Raw genomic sequence first — 21,341 nt, forward strand, 5'->3', positions numbered from 1 at the left:
CGAACCGTCCGGCGGAACGGTGGATCAAGGCTAAGACCGCACGGTGCCCTGAGTTCGATCTATGGCGTCCGCGGCACGAGGCCTGGCTCGACGCGGCCTAAGCTCGCAGCACTGCGAGCTGGCGCTGGAGCCTTACGAGCGGCGGGGTGCGATTTCTGGCGCGGGTGGTTCGTTAGACGGGTACCGCTGCCTGATTTCGGCGAGTTGCTCGCGCGTGTCGCCGGCGTCGAAGACCGGAACGCCGAGCAGGTCCAATGCTCTAGCCGTGTAGGGGACAACGTTTCTGATCCTTGACAAGGCTTGCCGCACGTACGCCGGCGGGTCCGACGAGTCCACCCAGAGCGGCATACGGATGCCGGGAGCTCGCCACTCGATCTTCAACATCGACGACCGCCGATTGACAGGGTCAGACGGCAACCACTCGAACACTTCGAAGTCCGACCTACCCCCGAAGTCCCTGAAAGCAACTGCAGCGCACGCGAGTTCGAGCGCGTTGGTGAGAGATGTGCCTTCATTGTCGTCGAGCTCACCGAGTACCACGCCGAGCCCCGGCGCCACCATCGCGTGACATGTGCTCAGCGTGCTCGCGAAACCGTGGAATCGGAGAATGAACTCGTCGAAGTTCGTCATAGGTCGCCTCCTACCGCGCGCCGGACAGTCGGCAGGTCATTGAGCGCGGTCATCTCGGCTGCGGTCTCGATCTTCAGACCGCCGAGGCGAAGCGCGATCTTGATTGCCGGCAAGATTCGATTCTCGAGGTCTGCTTTTGCATCGCTACTCGAAGGACCACCGTAGTTGGAAGTGTTGTCCCCGGCGCGACGGCGAAGGTAAGCGGACTGGTCAACGACATCGTGGATGAGACGCTCGAGGTAACCCGTCTCGGCGTTGTCGAATGCCCGAGTTACTCGACGGATAAGGATGACCTGGTCCCACCATTCCGCGTCCCGGAAATGCTCATCGACCCGCTCAAGCAACGGCCGGGTTTGCACCGTGCCGGGGCGCGCGCTCACCTCACGGCTGCCGTCGCCGACCAGGCCGCTCAGGACGTACACGCCGAGAACACTCCACCGACTCGGCGGCAAATCGCGCTTGGCACCATACGTTTGCCTCGCACAGATCGCGGCTTCGATCTCGACTCCCTCGAAGCGCACGATGATCGGATGCGTAGCCGCTGGCGGGAACCGCACCAGCGCGACAGGCGGATGTTCGTCGATCTCACTCATTCGTTAGAGCGCAAATGGACGCCGAGCGCACCATTTCCGCCAGCGGCAGGCTACTCCGCCCTCGAGACCGGGTCGCGCCCACGGCGGCTGGGGGAAAATCGCAAGGCGGCAGACGCGGCACCGCGGCGAGGCCACACCGACAACATCCGTCCGGCTTCGCGCGCGCCGGAAGGTCGTATTGCCGACACCACGCGAGTGCGTCACCTTTGCATCGCCCCATTTCTCGCGGCATTCTGCATCAGCGGTCTGACCGCTGTAGCTTCGGCGGACGGGCCGTTCGAGCCGAACGAGACCGCGCTGATGATCGCCGCTCCGCTGACCGCGCCACGCGTTGATGCGAGCCTTGAGACTCCCCAGGATGAAGACTGGTACCTGCTGCAGCCTCAAGGAGTGCGGCAGGTCGGGATCATCGCCGGTCTCATCGCTGGCTGCGACAAGTCGTACGGCTCGGTGACCTTCGACCTCCTGGATCCCGACGGCGGCGGCAGCCTCCCCTTCGCGTCGATGAAGGTCGGATACAGCTACGCGACACCCGACGCACCGGTGACGATCGACACCGCCTCATTCACCTCCGACGTTGGCCGTCGCTACTACCTCCACGTCACGCAGTCCGGTTGCCCAGGCGCTCGCTACTCGTTTGCGATCGCGCCGGCCGGTGTCCTCGGCACGCGTCTTGCGCCGACGGAACAGTGCTCGGCCGCTCGCAAGCACGCGGCCAACGCGCGGGTGAAGCTAAAGCGGTACCAGGCAGCGCGCAAGAAGGCCCAGGGCTCGCGGCGTCGCGAGCTAGGCGACAAGATCCAGCTGCAGTCCCAGCAGGTTGCGAAGTCCGCGGCGCAGGCAGTCACGACCTGCGCCCGGCGCGCCCTCACAGGCTACCCCTGGGAGTGACCCGTCGCAGAGTGTTGCCGCGACCATCACGACACGGCAGGCGGCACCTGTGCCGTCGTTGCATCCCTGCAAGCTCGCCACCGCTGACACCGAGGTGACCCGTGCGGTTTGGCGGCCTGAGCCAGGGCACGCCGGCTCGACGCGCGTGCACAACGCATCACCAACTCGATTGCTGGAATCGAGTTGTCCTCTACGATCACGCAGACATGACCGACTCTTCGGATAACTAAGGGTTATCGCTAGTTGGGGCGTCGGCACCGCCTCGACGGCTCAGGTGTGGGCGGGGCAGGCCTTCGGCTTGCGACCGGGTGCCGAGGGGCGCGTCCATTCGTGGGCGCCACGTTCACACCAGAGCTGCTGCGTGCCGGTGGACTTCGTGCGGCTCGCTGCAGTTGACTTTGCTTGCGTGCGACCGCTCGTGGCGGGGGAAGGCGCCGGCGCTGCCGCCGGTTTGCTCGACGCGTTCGTGTCGTGTGGGTGGAGCACGGCGAGCGCGCGGCGTAGCGCGCTTGTCAGGAGCTGGAGCGGAAAGAACATGGCCGGAGCGTAGCCAGCGGCGAGCGAATCGCGCGGACGCTGCGGATACGCGCCGGATAGGCGCTCGCTTCGCCTCAAGAAGGGATCGGCGCTCCGAGCGCCTCCGAGGTACGGTGGCCGAAAAACCACCGTCTGAACAGACAGAGTTCCGCTCGCCGCTTTGACCGCATCGTTGGTCGCGCTTCGCGGACGTCTCGCCCTTGGCGGCGCAGCAGCTCCCCAACGCCAGATGGCTCGATCGCCAGCCCCAGATCCGCGTCGAGATCGAGCAACTCGCCGAGAACCAGCGGCCGCGGACCGAGGCCTCCGCCTCAGGGTGCTTCGAGCGCGGCGGTGAGCAGCGCGAGGACCTCGTCATGGTGTGGGCCCGGCAGATAGCGGAGCTCGCCTTGGCAGAGATCGACCGGTGTGCGGCCCTCACCATCGGTCGCGGCCGGGTCAGCACCCCGCTCAAGCAGATGCCGGACGCTGGCCGGGCGACCGTGCTCGGCCGCGACACACAGCGCCTGGCGACCCCACGCCGGATCGATGCCGTCAATCGGAGCCCCGGCCTCGAGGAGCGCGTCGATCACCGCGAAGCGCTGGTGGTCGGCGGCCATGATCAGTGCGCGCAGCCGCTCCTCAGCGTCGGCCGCTGCGATCGGCCAGCCGGTGAGGTCGCCGGCGGCCGCGGCCTCCACCAAGGACCGGACCTTTGCACCGGCGGAGACGACCGCGTCGAGGACATCGGTCATCCCGAACACCGCCGCGTGCAGCAGCGCGCTTCCGCTCCGAACACCGCCAGCATCCGGGGACGCGAGCGCATCGACATCGGCGCCCGCCGCGATCAACACCTTCGCGACATCCGCGTCGCCGTAGCTGGCCGCGGTCATCAACGGGGTCTCGCTCTCGCCGGGGTTCCCGTTCACCGGGGCGCCGGCATCGAGCAGCAGCTTGGCCATCTCGCCGGTCCCCTCGAGCGGGCCGCTGAGCCCGAGCCGCGGCGCGTCGAAGCGGAGCATCGCCATGTAGTTCAGCGGCGCCGCGCCGAGGCAGTGATCACACCACCCCGTCATGTCCCTTGTCGCCCATTCCGCGTCCACGGCGATTCGCGCACGCGCACCTTCCAGATCGCGAGCGTTCAACATGAGCCGGCGGTCGACCTGGTCACGCAACGCATCCCACGACGCGAACCCGAACCGCGCACCAACCAGCCGCCGAGCCTCATCCAGATCGGCCGTCTCCTGCTGAGCGACGACTTCGTCGAGCGCCGCAAAGTCAGCTTGAGCCGGAAGGCACCAGGTCACCCGGCCATTCTCCCCGACCACCGACACCTGTCCAGCGGACGCACATCGACCGTCATGCGAACATGTGTTCGTCTTGACCAGTCAAGGATCCGCCCACTCCCGGCTCCGCCGCGCGATTCTGACCAAGAATCTGATGCTGATCGACGCCGCAGCCCGCGAACTTCCACAGATCGGGCTCGAAGACGCGCTCCGCGTCCTGGTCGTGATGGCCGAGAAACGAGACCCGCGGTTCCCGCGAGCCGCCGCCCGGCTCGCCGCCCGGATCACGACCGAGCGCGGCCTGGACCTCGCCGAGTCCCGCTACGTCCTCGCACTCGCCGAGACACTGCCGCTGCAGCCCGAAACGATCAAGCTCGCCCTCGACGGGTACTGCCGCCGAAGATGAGCACCGCGGTCGCGAGGCCGTCGGCGACATGTCGCCATCCCCCCGCCCCGCATCAACCCGTCCACGACACGACGGCTCGAGATAACCGCCGCGCCCTACTGACGCAGAACACGAGTCGCGGTACGTGCTCGCGCCGTCGGAGGCGTGCCGCGTTCTCCTGGGGCCGTGGTGGTGGAGCTGCGGCTATTGCGCGCCGCCGAATCGTCCGGGCGGCGCGCGCCGCTGACGGCGCGTCGCCTCCAGCGGCGCTCCTGGTTAGGTGCGGGCTTGGTAGCGGCCGGGGGCGGCGCGTTCGACGTGGCGTCCGTTCTTGTTGGCGACGGCGAGCTGGGCGCCGAGGGTGGCGATCGGGGTCTTGCCCTTGAGGTTCTTGGTCAGGCCGGCCTTGGAGGCGCGGTCGAAGATCTCGGTGGGCGTGAGTGGGCCGTCGGCCTGGCGCAGGATCGTGAGCGCCGCGTGCATGGCCGTCCCTTCGCGCGGCGCGCGCGGAGACTTCGCGTCAGCGGGCGCAGAGGGCGCTGGCGGCACCGCTGTGGCAGTCGGCGCAACGCGCGTGGCCGTCGCGGCCGGTGCCGCCGTGCCGGCCGAGGGCGCCCCGGCGGGCGCCGCGGTGATCGCCGGCTCGGCGGTGGTCGGGTGCGCTGCGACCGGCTTCGCGGCAGCCTTCGCGCGGGTCGCGCCCTTGGCTGCGGGTGTGCTCTTCGCTCGCGCCGCGGGCTTGCCTACGGCAGCCGGCTTCGCGTCGGTCTTGGGCTTCGCCGCCGCCGCCGGCTTCGCCGCGACCCTCTGCGGCTTAGCGCCGTCCCCCGTCTTGTGGCTAGCGTTCGCGGCGACGGCGGCGATCTTGTCGGGCTTGGTCTTAGGGGTGCTGGCGGGCTTGCTCGGAGTGGGCATGCTGGCTCCTGTGGGTGGGCTACCGGGGAAGTCCGGCGGCGTGTCCATCAGTCGCTCGGGTCGCCCGCGAAGTCAACGCGGATTCACTCGGATGCTGCTGTCCATACCAGGTTGCCGGGGCCCTGCTGCTCGGTGCCGAGCCGACCACGCACGGGCGCGCGGCCGGCTGCCCCGCGTCAGAAGCGGCGTGCGGCTGCGGTGTCCTCGTGAGGAGGCGAGGGGCGAGCGGGGACCGGTGCTCGTGGTGGCGGCGGAATGCCACTCACGGAGCCAGGGCACCGAGCGGCGGCGGTAAGGACAGGCTGGTGGGGTCTGCGGGCAAAGCGCGAGCGCCGCATGGGGCAGCGATCTTTGCGGTCATGGATCGCCCCCTCGGTGGGGCAGGGTTGGGCGGTGTGTCGGCTCGTCACTGACCTTGCCTAGCGACGTGGCGTACGGCCCTGCGCGCGCCCGTAGCCGGGCGTGTGCCGCCCGGGGCGCGGCGCGTTCCTCGTCATGGCAGTGGTGTCCAGCCGCGGGTGACGTCGAGCTTGGTGAGGCGCGGGTGGGTGCAGATGCGGCGGGCGAGCGGCGATTTGTAGGCGTGGTGGCGGGCGGCGTAGAGGTAGTGGCCGGCGAGCCAAGTTGCGAGTCCGGCGGTCGTGAGGAGGAGACCGGCGGGGTGGCCGGTCGCGGTGATTAGTAGGCCGGCGAGAACGGTCATGCTGCCGAGGGTTCGGAGCAGGAGGCCACCGAGTGTCCAGGCGGTCAGGGCGAGGATCGCGGCAAGCGCGGCGGCGCTGGTGAGGGCGGTCATGACCGGTTCTCCTTGGTGTCGTGATCGGCGAGTTCGAGGGCGAGGTCGAGGGCGGGTGCGTGTTCGCCTTTGAGCAGGTGGGTGTAGGTCTCGAGGGTGAAGGCGGGGCTGTGGTGGCCGAGGGCGCGGGAGAGCTGCAGCAGGTTCGCGCCGCGGGCGAGCATCAGCGAGGCGTAGGTGTGCCGGAAGGCGTGGTAGCCCGCCCAGGCGGCGCCGGCCTTCTTCGTGGCGGGGTTCAGGACGCGTCGGCGCATGTTGTCGGGGTCGATCGCCGTGCGCGACTGCGTGGTGGTGAAGACGAGGTCGTCGTCCTGCACAGCGGTCTCGAGCGTCTGGCGGGCGTGGGTGATCTGCGCGACGAGGTCGGCGGGGAGCGGAACCTTTCGGCGGCCGTGCTTGGTCTTCGGCGGCTCGACCCGGCCTTTGACCAGTGCACGGCGCACGCGCAGGTGTGGTTCGTCGGCTTCGAGGTAGAGGTCTCGCCACCGCAGCGCGATCGCTTCACTGATCCGCAGTCCGGTTGTGGCGAGGGTGGTGAACAGCAGCTGGTGGTCTTTGTCGACGACCTGCAGGAAGGTGCGCAGCTGGGTGCGGGTGAAGGTGCGGATTTCCTCTTCGTCTTCGTCGGTGACCTGGTTCTGGTCGCGTTTGGGCAGCACGAGGCCGGTGGCGGGGCTGTAGCGGATGAGGCCTTCTCGCACGGCGGTGGAGAGCATCGCCCGGGTGGGGTTTAGGACGTTGCGGATCGAGGAGTCGGAGAGGTGCTTGCCCTGCTCTTTGTCGTCGGCGACCCAGCCGACGTACTGCGCCAGCAGCAGCGGTGTGAGGTCGGTCAGCCGCAGCGATGGGGAGAAGAACTTGTCGGCGTACTGATCCAAGAGGCGGCGGTATTCGTCGCGGGTGCCTTCCCTGAAGCCGCGGCGGCCGTTGCCTTGGTAGCGGTCGATCCACTCGTTGGCGTAGGCGTTGAGGGTGACCTTGGCCTGGGGCTGAAACTCGCCGCGGTCAAGGTCGGTCTCGCGGGAGCGCTTGAGCGCGCGTGCCTCTTCGAGGGTGTCGGCGGCTTCTTTGCGCTGCCGGCCGGCGGCGCGGTAGACGACGATGTAGGTGTTGCCCTTTTTGAAGATGCCGGGGGTGCCGGTCTTCTTCAGCTTCCGCAGGTCCTCACGGACACGCGCGGGTGGGGGTGGGCGTACGCGGGCAGCGTTGCGGGCGGTAGGTTCAGCGAGCATGACGATGGTCCTTTCGTCGTCTGCCGTGGGCGGGGCCGTTCGTGCGGCGCCCGCCCAACTTGCGGCGGTGTTCAACGAACGTAGCTCGACTACCGCTGGTAAGCGAGTCGGGTGTCAGAGTCATCGCTCGCGCCCCGCGCACTGCCTCACGTAGCGGTCCAAGGTTCGCCGCGTGTACAGCGGTGTGCGGCCGTCGCGGCCGTCGGGACAGAGCGCTCGGCCGCTGGTGAGCTGGTAGATCCGCTGCCGCGAGATGCCGAGGTAGGCAGCTGCCCGCGTGGGAGGCAGGTACCCGTCGACAGGTTCGGCATCGGTCTCCGGGTTGGCCTGTGCGCGTTGCTCGGTGAGGATGCTGGCGGCGCGCTGGGCGATCTCCTCGACCAGCTCATCGGTGATCGTCACGTTCATCGTGCGGCCCTCGGCGGCGGTCATGGCCGAGCCGTCGGCGGCGTGGACGCGGCCGGGCTGGCCGGTGCTGCGGGTTTGGGGTGGTGGTGGGTGATGCGGGCCCGGGCGACCTGGGCGTGGTCGGGGTCGCGTTCGATGCCGATGAACAGTCGCCGCTCGAGGGTGGCGGCACACCCGGTGGACCCCGACCCGCAGAACGGGTCGAGCACGACGCCGCCCTCCGGGGTGATGAGGCGGGTGAGCCAGCGCATCAGCTCGATCGGCTTGACCGTCGGATGGGGGTTTCGGACCTGGCGGCGCGAACGACCGGCGGCGGAGGGGAAGAGGTCCAGGGTCTTGGCGGGGAGCTGCTGGCAGCCGGCGTCGCGTTCGCGGCGGGAGGCTTTGCCGCAGTAGAAGAACCGGCTCGGCCGCACCCGCTGGGCGTGCCGGTCAAGGTCGCCGGCCGCGCACCCCGTCGAGCATCGGCCGGATTGGCAGCCTGGCTGGTGGGTGAGGCAGACGTTCGCCGGCCACCGCACCATCGCCGCCTCCGTCGACGAGGCGGGGTCGGGGATGGCGCAGGCCTCCGTGTTCAAGACCCCGGTTCCCCACGTGGCGGCGGTTGCGGCGGTCGTGCCGGCCAGCGGGGTGCGGGCCAGGACGATCGGCTCATAGGCCGGTTTCAGCGCCGTGCCGCGGCCACCGGGAAGGCGTCGGGATTTGGGCATGCCGGTGCCGTAGAGCCACATCAGCACGTCCCGGATCTCCAGGCCCGCATCCTCCAGCCCGCTGGTGAGGCGGTGGGTCATGCGGGGGGCGGCGAAGCAGGCGATGTGCCCGCCGGGCTTGACGACCCGGGCGAGCTCGCGGGCCCAGATGCCCGTCCACTGCTCAAAGGCCTGGCCGCTGGTGAGCGGCCGGCCGGCGGCCGTGGCGCCGGCGGTGCGGATGGTCCGTCCGTCCCAGGCGGCTTGTTGGAAGTCGATGCCGTACGGGGGGTCACAGACGACGGCGTCGATGCACTGGTCGGGCAGCTGTGGGAGGAGGGTGAGGGTGTCGGCGGTGATGACCGTCCACGCCTGACCGTGACTCAGCGGGAGCGGGGTCATGAGCCGGCCTCCGCGCCGAGCCAGTCACAGCGGATCTGTGGCTGGTGCAGGCGGGTGAAGATCGGCGCGTACGGCCCGCGAGCGGTGAGGTCGGTCAGCTCGCAGAGCGAGACGAGGATCGCCGGGTCAAGGCCGAGGCCGCGCCGCTGGCGGCACAGCGACACCACGTGCGCGGCCCGCAGCGTAAGCCGGGCGGGCGAGGCGCCTGAGAAGACGACGAGTAGCTCGGGCAGCGCGAGGTAGTCGCGGGCCCACCCAGGCCTGGCCGCACCGGCGGGGGTATAGGTGGCCAGCTCGGCGTAGCGGCCGAGCTTTGAGGCGAGCTGATCGACCGCGGTCGTTGCGCGGTCAAGCTCGATGAAGCGATAGTCCATCGCCACCCCCTTTCCGGGCGCGGTGGCCACCGGTTGGTGGCGCAGCACCGCGTCGGCGATGACCACGTCGGTCCGGTTGGGGCTGATGCGGTGCGCGACCTCGTGCCGCCACGCGAGCGGCCCGCACTCGTCCCCTCGCTGGCGCGCGGCCTGCATGAACGCGATCCCCGTCTGGTTTACGGCAAGCGTGTGGCGCTGCAGCGGACCAGCGGCCATCTCCGGCGTGACCGGTTTGCGGCGGGGCTCCGCCGGTGTGGGCGCGACGTGGACCACCCCCGCACCGAGCGGGGTCAAATGGAACACGAGCTCTCGCCCGCGGCGGCCGCCGCCGACCGCGACGCTTGAGATGAGCCCCCGGCCGGCGAGGTCTGCCAGCAGCTGCTGCGTCCCGCGAAGCCGTGGGCCGCTGTTGGTCATCGTGTGGAGCTGCCGGGTCGTGAGCAGCCGGTGCTGGTGCAGGCACGCAAGGACGAGGTTCGCACGGCCGGAGAGCGTCGAGGTCGCCGGGGTCATGAGCGGTCCTCGCCCTTGTAGCGGCCCGACAGCGCCACCGCTGGCGCCCCGGTCCCGGCGGTGCGTGGGAGCTTCGCCAGGAGCCCCAGGATCCGGTCATCGAGCGTGTCGAGCGCCCTGATCGTCCCGGCCACGGGACGGCGCTGCAGCGTACGGTCCATCGCCGCCTCAAGCTCCGGGAGCTGCTCGGGATGGCGATGCGCGGCGTGCATTGTGGTGGCGGGGATGCCGTGCACGAGAAACGGCGTCGTCGGCTCGTGATTGAGGGTGACCGAGGCCAGGTAGGTGTACCGCGCCAGTTGCGTGACGGTCTGCGCGGTCGGGGTGCCGCCCCACTCCTTGACCAGCAGTGCGGCGGCCTTCGCGTTGACCGTCGTGGTCAGCAGGTGCGATCGGTTCGTGGTGACTGCGTTCAATGTGGCGGGGGTGAGGCGTTCGGGGTTCTGGTTGAACAGGAACGCCCGTACCCCGTACTTCGCCGTCTGCTCCAGCAGCGCCGCCAGGTTGCCGCTGCTGGCGCCGTCGTAGGTCTGCACCTCGTCGAGGTAGACGAAGAACCGCCGCCGCTCCTGGGCCGGGGTGTCGGCTCTGGCCTTCGCGGCGTGGAGGAGGTCGTAGACGAGGAAGTTCGCGAGGAGGCGGTCGCGGGTGCCGCCTGAGCCGGGGCAGGCGAGGACGATCTTGCCCTCGTCCATCGCCGCCCGGATGTCGTACGTGCTCACCGACGACCCCAGCAAACCGGCGACCGGTGTTGACGCGCGAAGCCGGTCGATGAGGTTCGTCACCGGCGTGATCGCCTCGGCCGGCAGCCTGGGGAAGCGCTCCTGGAAGAACCGGCGGGTCGGAACGCTCACGTGCGGCAGGACGGCCCTTCGCCAGTCCTCGTTGCCGAGCAGCGTCGGGATCTGAAACAGCGTCGGCGCCGTCTCAGCGGGGAGCTTGATCGACAGGTCGATCAGCGCCTGCGTGGCCTGTGTCGTCAACGCGAGGGCGCGGGTGTTCCGCTCATCCCACTGCAGCGCGGAGGCGAACGCATCCACGAGCGCCTCGACCTTCGCCTCGGCCGCCTCCGGTGGGTGCCCGTGCATCGCGAGCGGGTTCCAGCCGGGCTGCCGCTCTCGGGCTTGGGGGCCGGAGAGGTTGATCTCGACCACGCGGTCGCGGAGACCGTGGTCGGTGAGGTAGTGCTTGATCTCGGTGATCGCGTCCGCGTGCGGGTCCAGGAACAGGCCGCCGTGACCTGAGCGCATCAGGTGGATGAACTGCACCAGCCCCAACTCCGTCTTCCCGTACCGCGAACGGCCAGCCATATAGGAGAAGAACGTGTCCTCAAGCCGGACCCCGACGACGCGCTCGCCATGCCGGTCCCGGACCCGGCCCAGCGGCAACAGCTCCGCCTCGTGGTTGAACGTCGGCAGGCCCGCGGGCGGGGGTGCGATGGTGCCGGCGGTCCGTAGGACGTTCGGGGCGTGGCAGTGCTTGGTCGGCGGCTTCAAGAGGCCGGCGATCTCCCCCACCCCAACCACATTCCGCCTCGGCGGACTGAACCGGCCGGTGGCCAGGCGGGCGTCGAAGCGGCGCCGGCGCAGCGGCCCGTCCGACCCCGTGAAGCCGAGGCCCGGTAGGTCGACGCCGACGGCGCGCCAGTGGTTCTGCGCAGCGAACTGATCGAAGCAGGCGAGCAGCGCGCGCAGGTGCGACCGGGCCGTGCCGCGGTCCGGGGAGCGGACTTCGAGCAGGACCTGAACGGCGAGGAGCTGCCCGTGGCCGGCCGCCTTCGCGCGCAGCCCTTCGATGACGTTCTGCCGTCGGGCGGCGTGGACCACGTCGTTCCGGGACGCTGACTCCGGGCGGGCGAATAGGTCGTTGAGGTTCAGCGGCCCCGCCGAGCCACCCGACCGGCCGGGGCTTGAGGGTGTGGGTTCGTCGCGGCGTTGCTGGCGGCGGACGGTCCGCTGGGTGCGGGTCCGCCAGCGACGCGCCTCACCCGGCGTCATCGCCAGGACGTCTACGTGCACCGCGGCCCGCTCTCCGCGACCGCTCTGCAGGCCGGCGACGACCGCCGCCAGGGGCTGCAGCGGATCGGGATCCAGGCCCAGCAGACCGAGCGGCTCATGGGCCGCACGAGCGAGTACCAGCTCACACCGCACCACCCCGACGCCGGCACGACCGCGCCGCCCAGGAAGGCGCCGACCAGGCCCAGCCTTCGCAGTCACCGCGGCCTCCGCATCGGGCACCTCCGGGGAGGTCTCCTGGAGCTCGATGTCTGGGTACTCGCCGAGCGCGGCGTGGAGGATCGACCGGGCATGCCCAGGGGCACTGACGTGGTAGGTCAGGCGGCCTTCCTCGTCTGAGGAGATGCGGATGCGGATGCCGGCGGCGGGACGCTCGAGCCAGCCGCGACCCCGACGTCGGGTACGAGAGAGCTGCGATGCGAAACGGCTCACGGCCTCCAGTGACACGTCGAGATCCCCGGTCGGGACGATGAGCAGCTGGAGGCGATCAGCGAGCAGACCGTCAACGAGCCGGCGGCGCCACACCACCACCACCCCGACCAGCAGCCCGGTCAGGACGGCGCACCCCAGCACCTCGGGAGACGCGACCGCCTGGGTGAGATGGTCGGTCTGTTGATGGAGCTGGGAGAGCCAGCCGGCGGCGTGGCGGACGATGGTGAAGACGGCGATGGCGGCCACGACGGCGAGAAGGCCAGCGGCATCGCGGGGGCCCGTGCCCCTCACGAGACCACTCCCGACATATAGATGTCGAGCCGCCCGAAGGGCGCCAGATCGCCGACCAGCAGTGGCCGAGACGGCAAACGTCGCTCGGGCAGCGACGCCCCCACCGACGCCGGGGCCAACGCCCCCGCCGACGCCCCCACCAGCGCGGGCCACCGCGCGGCGATGGTATGGCGGAGCCGGCCCCAAGAGTTCAGCGATGCGTGGCCGCGACGGGCCGCCGATGCTCGGATGTTGCGGCAGCACGATGCCGCCGAGGACCGGCAGCCCGCGAGCGTCGTGCGCGGCGCTCGCCGAACGCTCCGGGCGCTGATCGTGGTGGTGCAGGCGGGGTGGATCGGTGCGGGCATGGCGGTGCTCCTTGACGTGGTGTGGACGGGCGCGATGGTGTCGGGCGAGGGGCTGCTCCTCAGGAGAGGTCCGGGGTGGCAGATGGCTGTGGTCATGTGGTTGCTCCTTGTGTGGGGGTGAAGGTGTCGATCCAGGCCGCCGCGAAATATGAGGACCGCGGGGCGTTCTGCGCCTGGCCCGGTGAAGCGCTCGTGAGCCAGGAAAGGTGGAGGTGCGGCCCGCCGCCGCAGGGACTGCAGTGGCCGGGGTCGCCGTGCCCGGGGTAGCCGTTGTAGCCCACGAAGTGGAACGGTGGCCGGGCGCAATCCGGGGTGACACCTGAGGCGGCGCAGGTGCTCTTCCAGCCGATCGCGTGGGCGAGCGCACCAGTCGTTTCGGGCCATGTGTAACCGGGCTCAGGGACGAGGTCGGTGGCGGCGCCGAGGGGGTGCTCGCCGGCCTGGGAGTGGATGCTCTGGCAGGCAGTGACCTGCACGTGAAAGCGCCGCGCGAGCCAGACCACGTCCGGGACGATCCTCGCGTCGCACCGCATCACCGCCCCACCCGTCACCGACCCGGGCAGCGACTTCAGCTCCCGCGGCGCGGTGGTCTTGTGGACCGGCCCGAGGCCACCCGTGCCGTCCGGCGTGCCCGCCATCGCGGGGCCACCGCCGCAGCCGCCCGTCTGCTCGACCGCCGCCGGCGCGGCGGTGGTCGGCGGGGTGCCGGGTCCGCCGAAGCCGTAGGCGACGGCGCGGGTCATGACCTCGTCCGCGTAGGAGGCAGAGGCGTCCGCGCAGGCTCCGTAGTACGCGCACGCCGCCTGCCGGTAGGCGGTGTAGCTGCCGCCGGTCTTGGGTGCCTTCTTGTCCTCGCGGAGGAGCCGGGCGGCGGTGAAGATCGCGTCGGCGGGGTTGTTGACGTCCAACCGTCCGTCGTGGTTTCCGTCGTAGCCGTAGCGCTCAAACTCGGTCGGAGTGTTGCCGGGGCTACACGGTGAGCCGCGGCGCATCGCGATTTGCATCGGGCCCGCGCATCCGGATCCGTTGTCACCCGCGCACGTGCGGTGGTCGCATTCCTGGGCGCCGATCGAGGCTAGGAACGTCCAGTCGATATCAAACCGCTCGCCGGCCGCTCGGTAGAGCGCGAGCCGGCTTGGCGGGATCTGCGCGGTCGCCGTCGCGGTCGGCTGCGGCCCTCCACCAGCGCCGGGGCTGGTCTCGGTGGAGGGTCCGCCGGTGCAGGTCAGGGCGGCACCGGTGACGGCCATCACCGCACCGAGCACGGCGACGGCGCACAGGCCGGTGGACCCGAACGTCGTGATGAGCCACCACCGCTTGAGGCTGCGGCTAGGAGCGGACATCGCTGACCACCCACCCCTCCGCCGAACGAACCAAGGTGAGGGTCAGGCGCAGCTGCACGTCGCGGCCCGTGACCTTCACGACGGCGGTTCCTGTGGTGGGGGTGGTGAGGTCGGTGCGCAGCTCCGTGATCTGCCGCTCCCGTCGCCGGGCGCGGCTCGGCCGCACCCGCTCCGCCGTCAGACGCGCTCGAAGTGCTGGTGTCGCGGCCGTGACGCGGCCCGCCCTGTGGTGGGCGGTCATCCACGCCAGGTAGTCCTCAGCGAACGCCCGGGCGGACGCGGCCGCCGCCCGCACGTCGGGCGGAGCGGCGGCGGTGCTCGGCGGGGCCGGATGGCCGGGGCCGGCCGGCGCGCTGAGCGCGGCCGTTGCGGCGCTGAGCAGCACCATGCACGCAAGCCCAACCAGCCGTGGGCCCGGAGCTGCGGCCTTCCGGCCGGGGGTTGCCGTTGCGGAGCTCATGACGGTGCTCCCGGTTCGCTGCTTGTTCCGTCGCCGTGGGGTGGCGGCGGGCGTCGCGTCGCGGGCGCGGGGTCGACCGGCTCGTCGGGAGCGGCGACGGGCGGGTGCAGGCGTTGTCGTTCAGCGCGTAGCTGGTCGGCGAGCGAGGGCTCAGGGGTGTCTGGTTCCGGGCGCGGCGGTGGCGGTGTTGGCGTCGGGTCAGGTGCGCCCGGGTCGGCGGGAGTCGGGACACGTGAGGCTGCGCCACCCAGTGCGGCCCGAGGCGAGGCATCGGCGTGCTGGTGGTGGGTGGGCTCGCTAGGGCGATCGGGGCGCCGGGCTGGATGAGCGTCCGCGCCGGCGCGCCGGCGCGCCGGGGTCGCTGCCGGGGCGCCGTCGTTGCCGGCCGCAGCGCGAGCGGGCGCGTCGGGGCGGTCCAGCCGCGCGCGACGGTGGGCGCGGTCAGTTGCGCCAACGCGATCGGGGTCCGCCGTGGCCGGGTCGGTCGCGGGGGCCGTGCGGGCATGCTCGCGGGTCGGCGCATCGGCCGCTGACGGCTGCTCGTCGCGAAGCTGCGAGCGCGAGGACGCGGTCGAGGTCGGCGCTGACGTCGGGCGGTGTCGGGCCTGATCGAAGTCCTCGGGTGCGGGCGCCGGCGACTGCTCATCGACGGGACCCGTGTGCGTTGCCCGGGCTGCCCCGGCGGCCGCGTCTGATGTCGCTGGCCGGCGGGCTGGGAGGACGTTCTTGGCGACGTACGCGATCCCGAGCAGCCGGCGTAGCTGGGCTTCGCGGCCGGGTGCCTGTCCGCTGACCGCCGTGGTGAGCTTTCCGACGAGCGTGCCCCGCTGCAGGAAGACGGTCCACAGGAGCGCGGCTTGAAGGCCGAACGACATGAGCCACCCCAAGCTCGAGGTCGCGTCCTGCAGAGCCGCCAGCACCGCGAGCACGACAGCGAGGACGAGTGAGTAGGCGGCCTTGCGGACGAGGTAGGTGATCAGGTGGGTGGCCCACTGGTGGAAGAGGTCGTGGCCGCGGCCGGGGATGATCCCCGCCACCAAAGCCACCGGGGCGAAGCACGCGAGGAGCAGCACGACGATCTGCGAGAGCACGACCGACAAGGCGAGCGAGCCGAGCAGCAAGAACGCCCCGAGCTCCCCGATCAGCACCACGAGCGCGAGGAGCAGGCGCTGATACTGGCCGCCCTTCTCCATCGCATCGGTCGCGGGCTTGTCGAAGATCGCGGGCTTGTAGGTGCCGGCCTTCTTCGCCGGATCAGAGTCCGGCAGCTTCCCCGCGTCCGCGTTGTTGATCGCGTCATATTGGGCGTCGCGATCATCAGAGCCGGGTGGGTAGCTCAGGAAGTGCGCGGGGTAGCGCACGGCGTTGTTCACGCACTCCTTCCCCACCACGCTCACCGTCTCCGCCTTGGCCAGCCGCCGGCCCGCACCGGTCGGGAGCGGGCGCACCGGGACGGAGGTCGGGTCGTGGTCCTTGCTGCCCGTCCCGGGCTTGACGCAGTGCTCGGTCCCGCCGAAGTTCAAGGCCACCCACGGCCGCAGGACCAGGGTGCTGAACAGCTGGTCTGAGGCGGACCGCCGTGCTTTGGGTCCGGTGCTGACGTCACCGTTCGCGGTGACGGAAAGGAAGGCGCTCGAGATCTGATTGGTCCAGCGGCTGGCTTCGCCGATCGTCGCGTCGGGGCGGGAGACGATCGCCAACGCGATCAGGCAGAACACCAACGACTTCCCCAGGGCGGCGGCGGTCTCGGTGTACCGGCGCTGCACCAGGGCCCGCCACATCGCCCAGCAGCCGGTGAGCGTGATCGCCACGACCGCCCACGGCTCCCCGAAGGTATGCGCGTACAGGCCGGCGATCGCATCACCGACCGGTGCGAGCGCACCCGAGTCGCCAGTGCCCGGGGTTCCGTTGAGGAGATCGAGAGAGAAGGCGTAGCCGAAGATGACGATCAAGGCGTTGGCGATGAACGCCGTGATCTGCCAGACCAAGTTCGCGAGAAAGAACGCGATCATCGACGGGATCCCCGACGCATCCACCCCACGCGTGAGCGATGCCTTGATCGCGTCGAAGTGCTGATCCAGCGCGTAGTTGCCGATCGGGTACCGGTCCGCGAGTCCGGACACCGAGCCGCCGGGTCCGATGTTGGAGTACAGGTCGCTGGCTGCCCACACTGTCGGCGCAAGCCACAACAACACCAAGGCGAGGAAGGCGGCGAGCGTGAGGAGGATTCGCAGGCGGGTCATCGCTCGCCCCCGTCCGTGTCGGTGGTCGTGGTGGGGCTGGTGTTGAACGCGTCCAGCAGTGCCGGGTCCGGGCAGTGAACCTGGACCTCGGCGACCCGGCCTTGGAGGTCGCGCATCACGCAGCGGCCGGCGCGCGCCGCCCGCAGCGACGCGACCCGTGCGGGTGTGGCCTCGATCCCGAGGAGGTCGAGGGCGTGGGTGGCCTCGGTGTCGGCGTCCTGCCCGAAGACCAGCCAGGTGCCGACGAGGTCGCGGGTCCCTTCCACGTCATCAAGGCGCTGGGTGACCAGCAGCACGGTGGCGTTGTAGGCGCGCGCGAGGCGCACGAGCCGGTTGATCACCGCCCGCCCCTGCGCGGAGGCGAGCAGGAACCACGCCTCATCGAGCAGCACGACCTTGTGCCGCGACCGATCGCCGGACACGAGACGGAGGGCGAGCGCGGCGACGAGTGACAGGGTCGCGACGGAGATCCGCTCCGCGCGCGTGTACGTCTCGCGGGAGACGCCGGGCTCGGGGAGGGTCAGGCCGGGGGTGCGGATCGTCGTCAGCTGCAACTGCACGGGAGCGGCCTGGTCGGGGTGGGTGGTGGCGAAGCCGAGGCGGGCGAGGCCGACGTCGGCGATCACCTCAAGTGCGTCGGCCGCCTCGCGGCCGGCGTCGCCGTCGAGGGTGCGGAGGCGGTCGATGACCATGCGGGTGGATCGGCCGCCATCGCGCGCTGTGTCGCGAACGGCGCGGGCGATGGCGTGCTCCCACGACGCCGGCGGATCCCGCAGCAACTCCAGCAGGTAGGAGACCGTGAGCTCTTCCCGCATCTCCGAGAGGCCGATCGCCATCGGATCAAGGCGCCCCTGCTGATCCGCCGCTCCAGTGAGCTCAAGCACACCGACCCGCCCGGCGAGCTCGGGGAGGTTGGTCCAGCCGTGATCGGGCTTCGGATCGAAATCGACCACGAGGCTCCCGCGGAGGAGGGCGCTGTGGGCGATGAGCTGGGCGGCGAGCGTCTTACCGGAGCCGAGGGTTCCGGCGAGCATCACCGCGCTCGCCCGCGACTCCCGCGACGGCGCCGTCGCGTCATAGAACACCGGGCGGCGTGCCCCGGTGGTGGTGTAGCCGAGGTAGAGGCCGCCCGGGTCGCCGATGAGGGTGGTGGCGGTGGGGACCATCGCGCCGAACTGCTGGGCGGTGACCTGCTGCACGTACTCCCGTACCCGGCCACCATCCGCCCGCGGCAGATGCTCATAGAACAGCGCCTCCTGCAGCCCGCGCGGCCGGTAGAGCTGCACGTCGCCGTAACGACCGCGGACCGCCTCGACCCTGCGCTCAAGCTCCTCCCGCGTCGGGGCGCCGACAGCGAGAGACAGCGTCGCGTAGAGCATCGGTGGGCGTGCCCCGGTTTGCAGGACCTGTTCGTATTCGCGGGCGAGGGTGCGGTCATCGTCGGCCTGCCACCCCGCCCCCTGCGAAGACTCCAGCTGGTCGCGGTAGACCTGCTCGACATCGACGATCCGCTTGCGAACCTGGCCGAGCGCCTCACGGTTCCCCAGCCACCTCGCATGGACCACCGCGTCGACCGGAACGCCCAGACCGTCCAGGGGTGCGTGCAGGAGCTCGGCCGCGGGGCCGGGAAAGACCGGCTGCTCCCCCAGGGCGCCCATGACGAGCAGCGCCTGAAACCCGGTGCCCGTCTCGGTCTCGATCGCGAGGCTCGGCGGCTGCTCGGGGTCCTCAAGCAGCGGGCAGGCCGGCAGCCGCCACAGATCCCAACCCAGCGGCTCGTACAGCACGCCATCGCAATCGACGTCCCCGTCGGGGGTGGTGATGACCAGCGCGTCCGGCTGCCATCCGTCCTCGACCTTTGGCTCTGCGATGCCGCGCAGCGGTGCGCGACGGAGTAGCCACTCAAGCTCCTGGGTATGCGCGCGGCGCAGGCCGACCACCCCGGTGAGGCGTTCGAAGAGCCGGGTCTCCGCTTCGGCGAGCGCCGCAAGCTCGCTGCCGGCGATCGGCGCGGTCGTCTTCGTTGTGACGAGTGCGGTGAGTCGTGCGCGGGCGTGGTCGGCGGCGTGGAGCATCGCGCCGCCGAGCTTGCGACCCGCCCGGGTGCGCAGCGCGACCGCGAGATAGACCTCGGGCTGACGGCCGTCCAGCCCGTCGAGGGCGTCGCGGTGCTGCCTGAGGAGCTGGGCGAACTCGGGCGAGCCGTGCGACGCCCGCTGGTACTCATCAGCTCCCGTGGCGCGGTAGACGCGCCAGAGCGAGAAATCGGCCTGGACGGCGTGAGCGAGGTGCTCAAGCTGCCCCTGCACAGCCCACTTCTCCCCCGTCGACCGCAGCGGGAAGTTCACGCCATCCAGGCGATAGAGCGCAGAACTTTCGCTGCCGGGACCGAACAGCAGGTTCGCGCGGGCGTAGCGCAGCCCGATCAGATCCGCGGGGGAGGTCATGGCCGCACCTGCGCATGCTCGCCTTCGGCGAGCCGAACCTCGTCGAGTATCACGCCCGTACGACGCCGACCACTCGCAAGCGGCCTGATAGTGCAGCGACCGCGCCGGCCACGACGCAGAGCCACGGGCCCGGCGAACCGCAGCGTCGCCGGCCCCGAGACCCGGCCGCGCGTAAGGCGCGGGGCGTGCTCGTCAGACGCGACGACCAACCGGGTCGGCACGACAGGTGCCGGTGCGGCGGACGGGCGCAGCGGCTGCCCGAGGCGGCGTCGGCCCGCGACCTGCGCGCGCGCCCACGACAGCGGGAACCGGTAGGCGCTGCGACCGTCCGGAGCGAGCTGCAAAGCGGCGGTCGCGGCGACCGACGGGATCACGATCAGCCGCAGCGGCCAGTCCAGCGACCGCAGCATCACCCCCACCACCACGCATCCGGCGGCGGCCGCGGCCGCGGCGATCACAGCGGGGCGATGGCGACCGAGCCGCCACACCCCCGCACCGACGATGCCTGCAGCGGCGAGAACGACGACCGGCTTGACCGCCGCGAGCAGCATCCCGGCGACCAGGACGAGCGTCGCGGTGCCGAGCCAGCGGATCGGGATGCCGCCGGGGATCGGGAGGGTCTTGCCGTCGATCGCGTAGATCCGGCGGTCGGGCCGGAACACCCGCTGATAGCTGCGGACGACCTCGGGGAGTTGGGGCATCAGAAGATCTGCTTGCCGATGGCGCGGGCGGCGGAGGAGACCTGGTCGGGGCTGAACACCAGCCACGCCACCACCACCGACGCCACCAGAAACGTCCCGAGCTCGCCGTAGCGACGGTTGACCAGGAAGACCAAGGAGACGATCGCCAGGATCCCCGCGTACAGCTCGCTGGCGTAGTGGCGCAGGAGCTTTGAGAGGTTCGCGCCGACGTCGTTCCCGGCCGCTATCGCGGCGGTCGGTTCGATCAGCGTGAGGGCGGCGACGATGCCAATCGCGAGGAGCTGCTTGCGGGTCAGCGGCATGTGAAGCCCTCGTCCGGGTCCTCGTCGTCGGCGATGTCGGTCGCCGGGTCGCTCTCCGTAAGGGTCTGCTCGCGTAGGCGGCGGGCGAGCTGATCGACCATCCACAAGCTCGGCCAATCGCAGAGCTGAAACGCCGGTGGCCCGACCCCGTCAACCCGGGCCAGGATCCCCGCCCGATGCAGCAGCCGCACGTGCGCCGCGACCGCGACCTCCGGCGCACCGAGCTCGGTGGCGAGCTGCGGGACGGTGGCCCGGCGCTCATCGAGGGCTCGCATGATCCGCAGCCGGACCGGGTGTCCGAGGACCCGCAGGCGGCTGGCAGTGATCTCCACCCCCAGCTCGCTGAGGTGCCCCGAGGGGCGAGCGGGGCGGCGGGGACACCGCCCGCTGCGGCGCAGGTCGGTCGAAATGGGCAGGCGGCCCGAGGGCCGAGGAGAAATGGTCATATCTACTTACCCGGCGAGCGCGAGGTCGCTGTTATACGCCCCGGTTCGTCCACACACCACGAGCGACAGCCGCGCTCACCAGCTCCGAGCGCCCGGCCGGCCCGGCGACGACCGGGCCGCTTCGCGCGCTCGTCCGAAGCGCGCACAGAAGCCCAAGCACACCAGGCGATCCGCCCCGCGCCGCGCTTCATCGTCGGTCGCGTTTGTGAACGCACCGCGCCGCCTCGGCAGCCGATGCGGTGTTCGGCGTCCCTCAAGCACTCAGCGGCGACATCGCGGTCGGCAGGCGCGAGCGCCGACCCCGGCGCGGCGCGGCGACCATTGCCGGGTGAGCTCGGCGCGCGCGGCCCATCGGCAACCACGTTTCGGGGCGTCGCCTCTCTGCCGAGGGTTAGGAACGATCGTGGATGGGGAGAGGACCTCGCGGTGACTCACATTTAGGACCGCTGCGGTCCTCGAGCTCTCGCATCAACCGCACGCTCCGGCGCACTCAAGCGCGGACACCCACTGGGTCCGCCGGCAGCCGCGGCCGACGACCGGCGCGGCGTGCCGATCGTGAGATTGCGAATAACAAACCGGGCCGGTTCGCCGGGAGTAAAGGTATGACCTCAACGCTCACCGTCGCCCCGGGGATCTCGTACACGAGGTTCGTCGACGAGAACACCAAGAAGTTCTCCAGCTACC

Annotated in this window: 19 protein-coding genes; 2 read left to right on the forward strand and 17 right to left on the reverse strand. The window is 70.7% G+C overall.

Going from position 1 to position 21,341, the window contains the following annotated elements; translation table 11 throughout:
* Positions 1–132: 132 nt before the first annotated feature.
* A complete protein-coding gene (locus tag NBH00_RS21545) occupies positions 133–630 on the reverse strand; it encodes a hypothetical protein (RefSeq protein WP_254570630.1) in 498 nt (165 codons plus the stop codon).
* A complete protein-coding gene (locus NBH00_RS21550; protein WP_254570631.1) occupies positions 627–1,223 on the reverse strand; it encodes a GIY-YIG nuclease family protein in 597 nt (198 codons plus the stop codon). The genes NBH00_RS21545 and NBH00_RS21550 overlap by 4 nt, the downstream gene beginning before the upstream one ends.
* On the opposite strand from NBH00_RS21550, the gene NBH00_RS21555 reads away from it, so the two are divergent.
* The gene (locus NBH00_RS21555) at positions 1,203–2,114 is read left to right on the forward strand and encodes a hypothetical protein (protein WP_254570632.1); all 912 of its coding nucleotides are present in this window, start codon (positions 1,203–1,205) and stop codon (positions 2,112–2,114) included. The genes NBH00_RS21550 and NBH00_RS21555 overlap by 21 nt on opposite strands.
* A gap of 848 nt (positions 2,115–2,962) precedes the next feature.
* Here NBH00_RS21555 and NBH00_RS21560 read toward each other — a convergent pair.
* Complete coding sequence (locus NBH00_RS21560) at positions 2,963–3,937, reverse strand: ankyrin repeat domain-containing protein (RefSeq protein ID WP_254570633.1); 975 nt, start codon at positions 3,935–3,937, stop codon at positions 2,963–2,965.
* Positions 3,938–4,070: 133 nt separating this feature from the next.
* On the opposite strand from NBH00_RS21560, the gene NBH00_RS21565 reads away from it, so the two are divergent.
* On the forward strand, positions 4,071–4,322 hold the full coding sequence (locus NBH00_RS21565) for a hypothetical protein (protein WP_254570634.1): 252 nt from the start codon (positions 4,071–4,073) through the stop codon (positions 4,320–4,322).
* A 255-nt stretch (positions 4,323–4,577) separates the two neighbouring features.
* Here the strand turns inward: NBH00_RS21565 and NBH00_RS21570 are convergent, their stop codons facing one another.
* The 14 genes from NBH00_RS21570 to NBH00_RS21635 form a co-directional block, all read right to left on the reverse strand.
* Positions 4,578–5,216 (reverse strand): winged helix-turn-helix domain-containing protein, encoded by a 639-nt coding sequence (locus NBH00_RS21570; RefSeq protein ID WP_254570635.1) that lies wholly within the window; start codon positions 5,214–5,216, stop codon positions 4,578–4,580.
* A gap of 493 nt (positions 5,217–5,709) precedes the next feature.
* Complete coding sequence (locus NBH00_RS21575) at positions 5,710–6,012, reverse strand: hypothetical protein (protein ID WP_254570636.1); 303 nt, start codon at positions 6,010–6,012, stop codon at positions 5,710–5,712.
* Positions 6,009–7,319: a tyrosine-type recombinase/integrase gene (locus tag NBH00_RS21580; RefSeq protein ID WP_254570637.1), complete on the reverse strand. Its 1,311-nt coding sequence runs from the start codon at positions 7,317–7,319 to the stop codon at positions 6,009–6,011. Before NBH00_RS21580 ends, NBH00_RS21575 begins: the two co-directional genes overlap by 4 nt.
* Positions 7,320–7,364: 45 nt before the next feature.
* On the reverse strand, positions 7,365–7,676 hold the full coding sequence (locus tag NBH00_RS21585; RefSeq protein ID WP_254570638.1) for a helix-turn-helix domain-containing protein: 312 nt from the start codon (positions 7,674–7,676) through the stop codon (positions 7,365–7,367).
* A complete protein-coding gene (locus tag NBH00_RS21590) occupies positions 7,673–8,743 on the reverse strand; it encodes a DNA-methyltransferase (RefSeq protein ID WP_254570639.1) in 1,071 nt (356 codons plus the stop codon). Before NBH00_RS21590 ends, NBH00_RS21585 begins: the two co-directional genes overlap by 4 nt.
* Positions 8,740–9,630 (reverse strand): replication-relaxation family protein, encoded by an 891-nt coding sequence (locus NBH00_RS21595; protein ID WP_254570640.1) that lies wholly within the window; start codon positions 9,628–9,630, stop codon positions 8,740–8,742. The genes NBH00_RS21590 and NBH00_RS21595 overlap by 4 nt, the downstream gene beginning before the upstream one ends.
* Positions 9,627–12,521: a type IV secretory system conjugative DNA transfer family protein gene (locus NBH00_RS21600; RefSeq protein ID WP_254570641.1), complete on the reverse strand. Its 2,895-nt coding sequence runs from the start codon at positions 12,519–12,521 to the stop codon at positions 9,627–9,629. The genes NBH00_RS21595 and NBH00_RS21600 overlap by 4 nt, the downstream gene beginning before the upstream one ends.
* Before the next feature lie 286 nt (positions 12,522–12,807).
* Entirely contained in the window at positions 12,808–14,058 is a 1,251-nt protein-coding gene (locus NBH00_RS21605; protein ID WP_254570642.1) for a lysozyme family protein, read from the reverse strand.
* The gene (locus tag NBH00_RS21610; RefSeq protein WP_254570643.1) at positions 14,045–14,446 is read right to left on the reverse strand and encodes a hypothetical protein; all 402 of its coding nucleotides are present in this window, start codon (positions 14,444–14,446) and stop codon (positions 14,045–14,047) included. The genes NBH00_RS21605 and NBH00_RS21610 overlap by 14 nt, the downstream gene beginning before the upstream one ends.
* Before the next feature lie 68 nt (positions 14,447–14,514).
* On the reverse strand, positions 14,515–16,761 hold the full coding sequence (locus NBH00_RS21615) for a hypothetical protein (protein ID WP_254570644.1): 2,247 nt from the start codon (positions 16,759–16,761) through the stop codon (positions 14,515–14,517).
* Entirely contained in the window at positions 16,758–19,208 is a 2,451-nt protein-coding gene (locus tag NBH00_RS21620) for an ATP-binding protein (RefSeq protein WP_254570645.1), read from the reverse strand. The genes NBH00_RS21615 and NBH00_RS21620 overlap by 4 nt, the downstream gene beginning before the upstream one ends.
* Positions 19,205–19,909, reverse strand: coding sequence for a hypothetical protein (locus NBH00_RS21625; protein WP_254570646.1), 705 nt, complete (start codon positions 19,907–19,909; stop codon positions 19,205–19,207). The genes NBH00_RS21620 and NBH00_RS21625 overlap by 4 nt, the downstream gene beginning before the upstream one ends.
* Positions 19,909–20,211 carry a hypothetical protein gene (locus NBH00_RS21630; protein WP_254570647.1) on the reverse strand — a complete coding sequence of 101 codons (303 nt, stop codon included), beginning with the start codon at positions 20,209–20,211 and terminating at the stop codon, positions 19,909–19,911. Before NBH00_RS21630 ends, NBH00_RS21625 begins: the two co-directional genes overlap by 1 nt.
* A complete protein-coding gene (locus NBH00_RS21635) occupies positions 20,202–20,543 on the reverse strand; it encodes an ArsR/SmtB family transcription factor (RefSeq protein WP_254570648.1) in 342 nt (113 codons plus the stop codon). The genes NBH00_RS21630 and NBH00_RS21635 overlap by 10 nt, the downstream gene beginning before the upstream one ends.
* Positions 20,544–21,341: the final 798 nt, after the last annotated feature.

The sequence above is a fragment of the Paraconexibacter antarcticus genome, from assembly GCF_024220175.1.
Taxonomy (GTDB): Bacteria; Actinomycetota; Thermoleophilia; order Solirubrobacterales; family Solirubrobacteraceae; genus Paraconexibacter; species Paraconexibacter antarcticus.

What these genes read in the sequence shown, in the direction of transcription:
- NBH00_RS21620 (WP_254570645.1), bottom strand. Translation starts at nt 19,208, where the DNA reads ATGACCTCCCCCGCGGATCTGATCGGGCTGCGCTACGCCCGCGCGAAC.
- NBH00_RS21555 (WP_254570632.1), top strand. Translation starts at nt 1,203, where the DNA reads ATGTTCGTCGATCTCACTCATTCGTTAGAGCGCAAATGGACGCCGAGC.
- NBH00_RS21590 (WP_254570639.1), bottom strand. Translation starts at nt 8,743, where the DNA reads ATGACCCCGCTCCCGCTGAGTCACGGTCAGGCGTGGACGGTCATCACC.
- NBH00_RS21550 (WP_254570631.1), bottom strand. Translation starts at nt 1,223, where the DNA reads ATGAGTGAGATCGACGAACATCCGCCTGTCGCGCTGGTGCGGTTCCCG.
- NBH00_RS21615 (WP_254570644.1), bottom strand. Translation starts at nt 16,761, where the DNA reads ATGACCCGCCTGCGAATCCTCCTCACGCTCGCCGCCTTCCTCGCCTTG.
- NBH00_RS21570 (WP_254570635.1), bottom strand. Translation starts at nt 5,216, where the DNA reads ATGCCCACTCCGAGCAAGCCCGCCAGCACCCCTAAGACCAAGCCCGAC.
- NBH00_RS21575 (WP_254570636.1), bottom strand. Translation starts at nt 6,012, where the DNA reads ATGACCGCCCTCACCAGCGCCGCCGCGCTTGCCGCGATCCTCGCCCTG.
- NBH00_RS21630 (WP_254570647.1), bottom strand. Translation starts at nt 20,211, where the DNA reads ATGCCGCTGACCCGCAAGCAGCTCCTCGCGATTGGCATCGTCGCCGCC.
- NBH00_RS21595 (WP_254570640.1), bottom strand. Translation starts at nt 9,630, where the DNA reads ATGACCCCGGCGACCTCGACGCTCTCCGGCCGTGCGAACCTCGTCCTT.
- NBH00_RS21610 (WP_254570643.1), bottom strand. Translation starts at nt 14,446, where the DNA reads ATGGTGCTGCTCAGCGCCGCAACGGCCGCGCTCAGCGCGCCGGCCGGC.
- NBH00_RS21585 (WP_254570638.1), bottom strand. Translation starts at nt 7,676, where the DNA reads ATGACCGCCGCCGAGGGCCGCACGATGAACGTGACGATCACCGATGAG.
- NBH00_RS21545 (WP_254570630.1), bottom strand. Translation starts at nt 630, where the DNA reads ATGACGAACTTCGACGAGTTCATTCTCCGATTCCACGGTTTCGCGAGC.
- NBH00_RS21625 (WP_254570646.1), bottom strand. Translation starts at nt 19,909, where the DNA reads ATGCCCCAACTCCCCGAGGTCGTCCGCAGCTATCAGCGGGTGTTCCGG.
- NBH00_RS21605 (WP_254570642.1), bottom strand. Translation starts at nt 14,058, where the DNA reads ATGTCCGCTCCTAGCCGCAGCCTCAAGCGGTGGTGGCTCATCACGACG.
- NBH00_RS21565 (WP_254570634.1), top strand. Translation starts at nt 4,071, where the DNA reads ATGCTGATCGACGCCGCAGCCCGCGAACTTCCACAGATCGGGCTCGAA.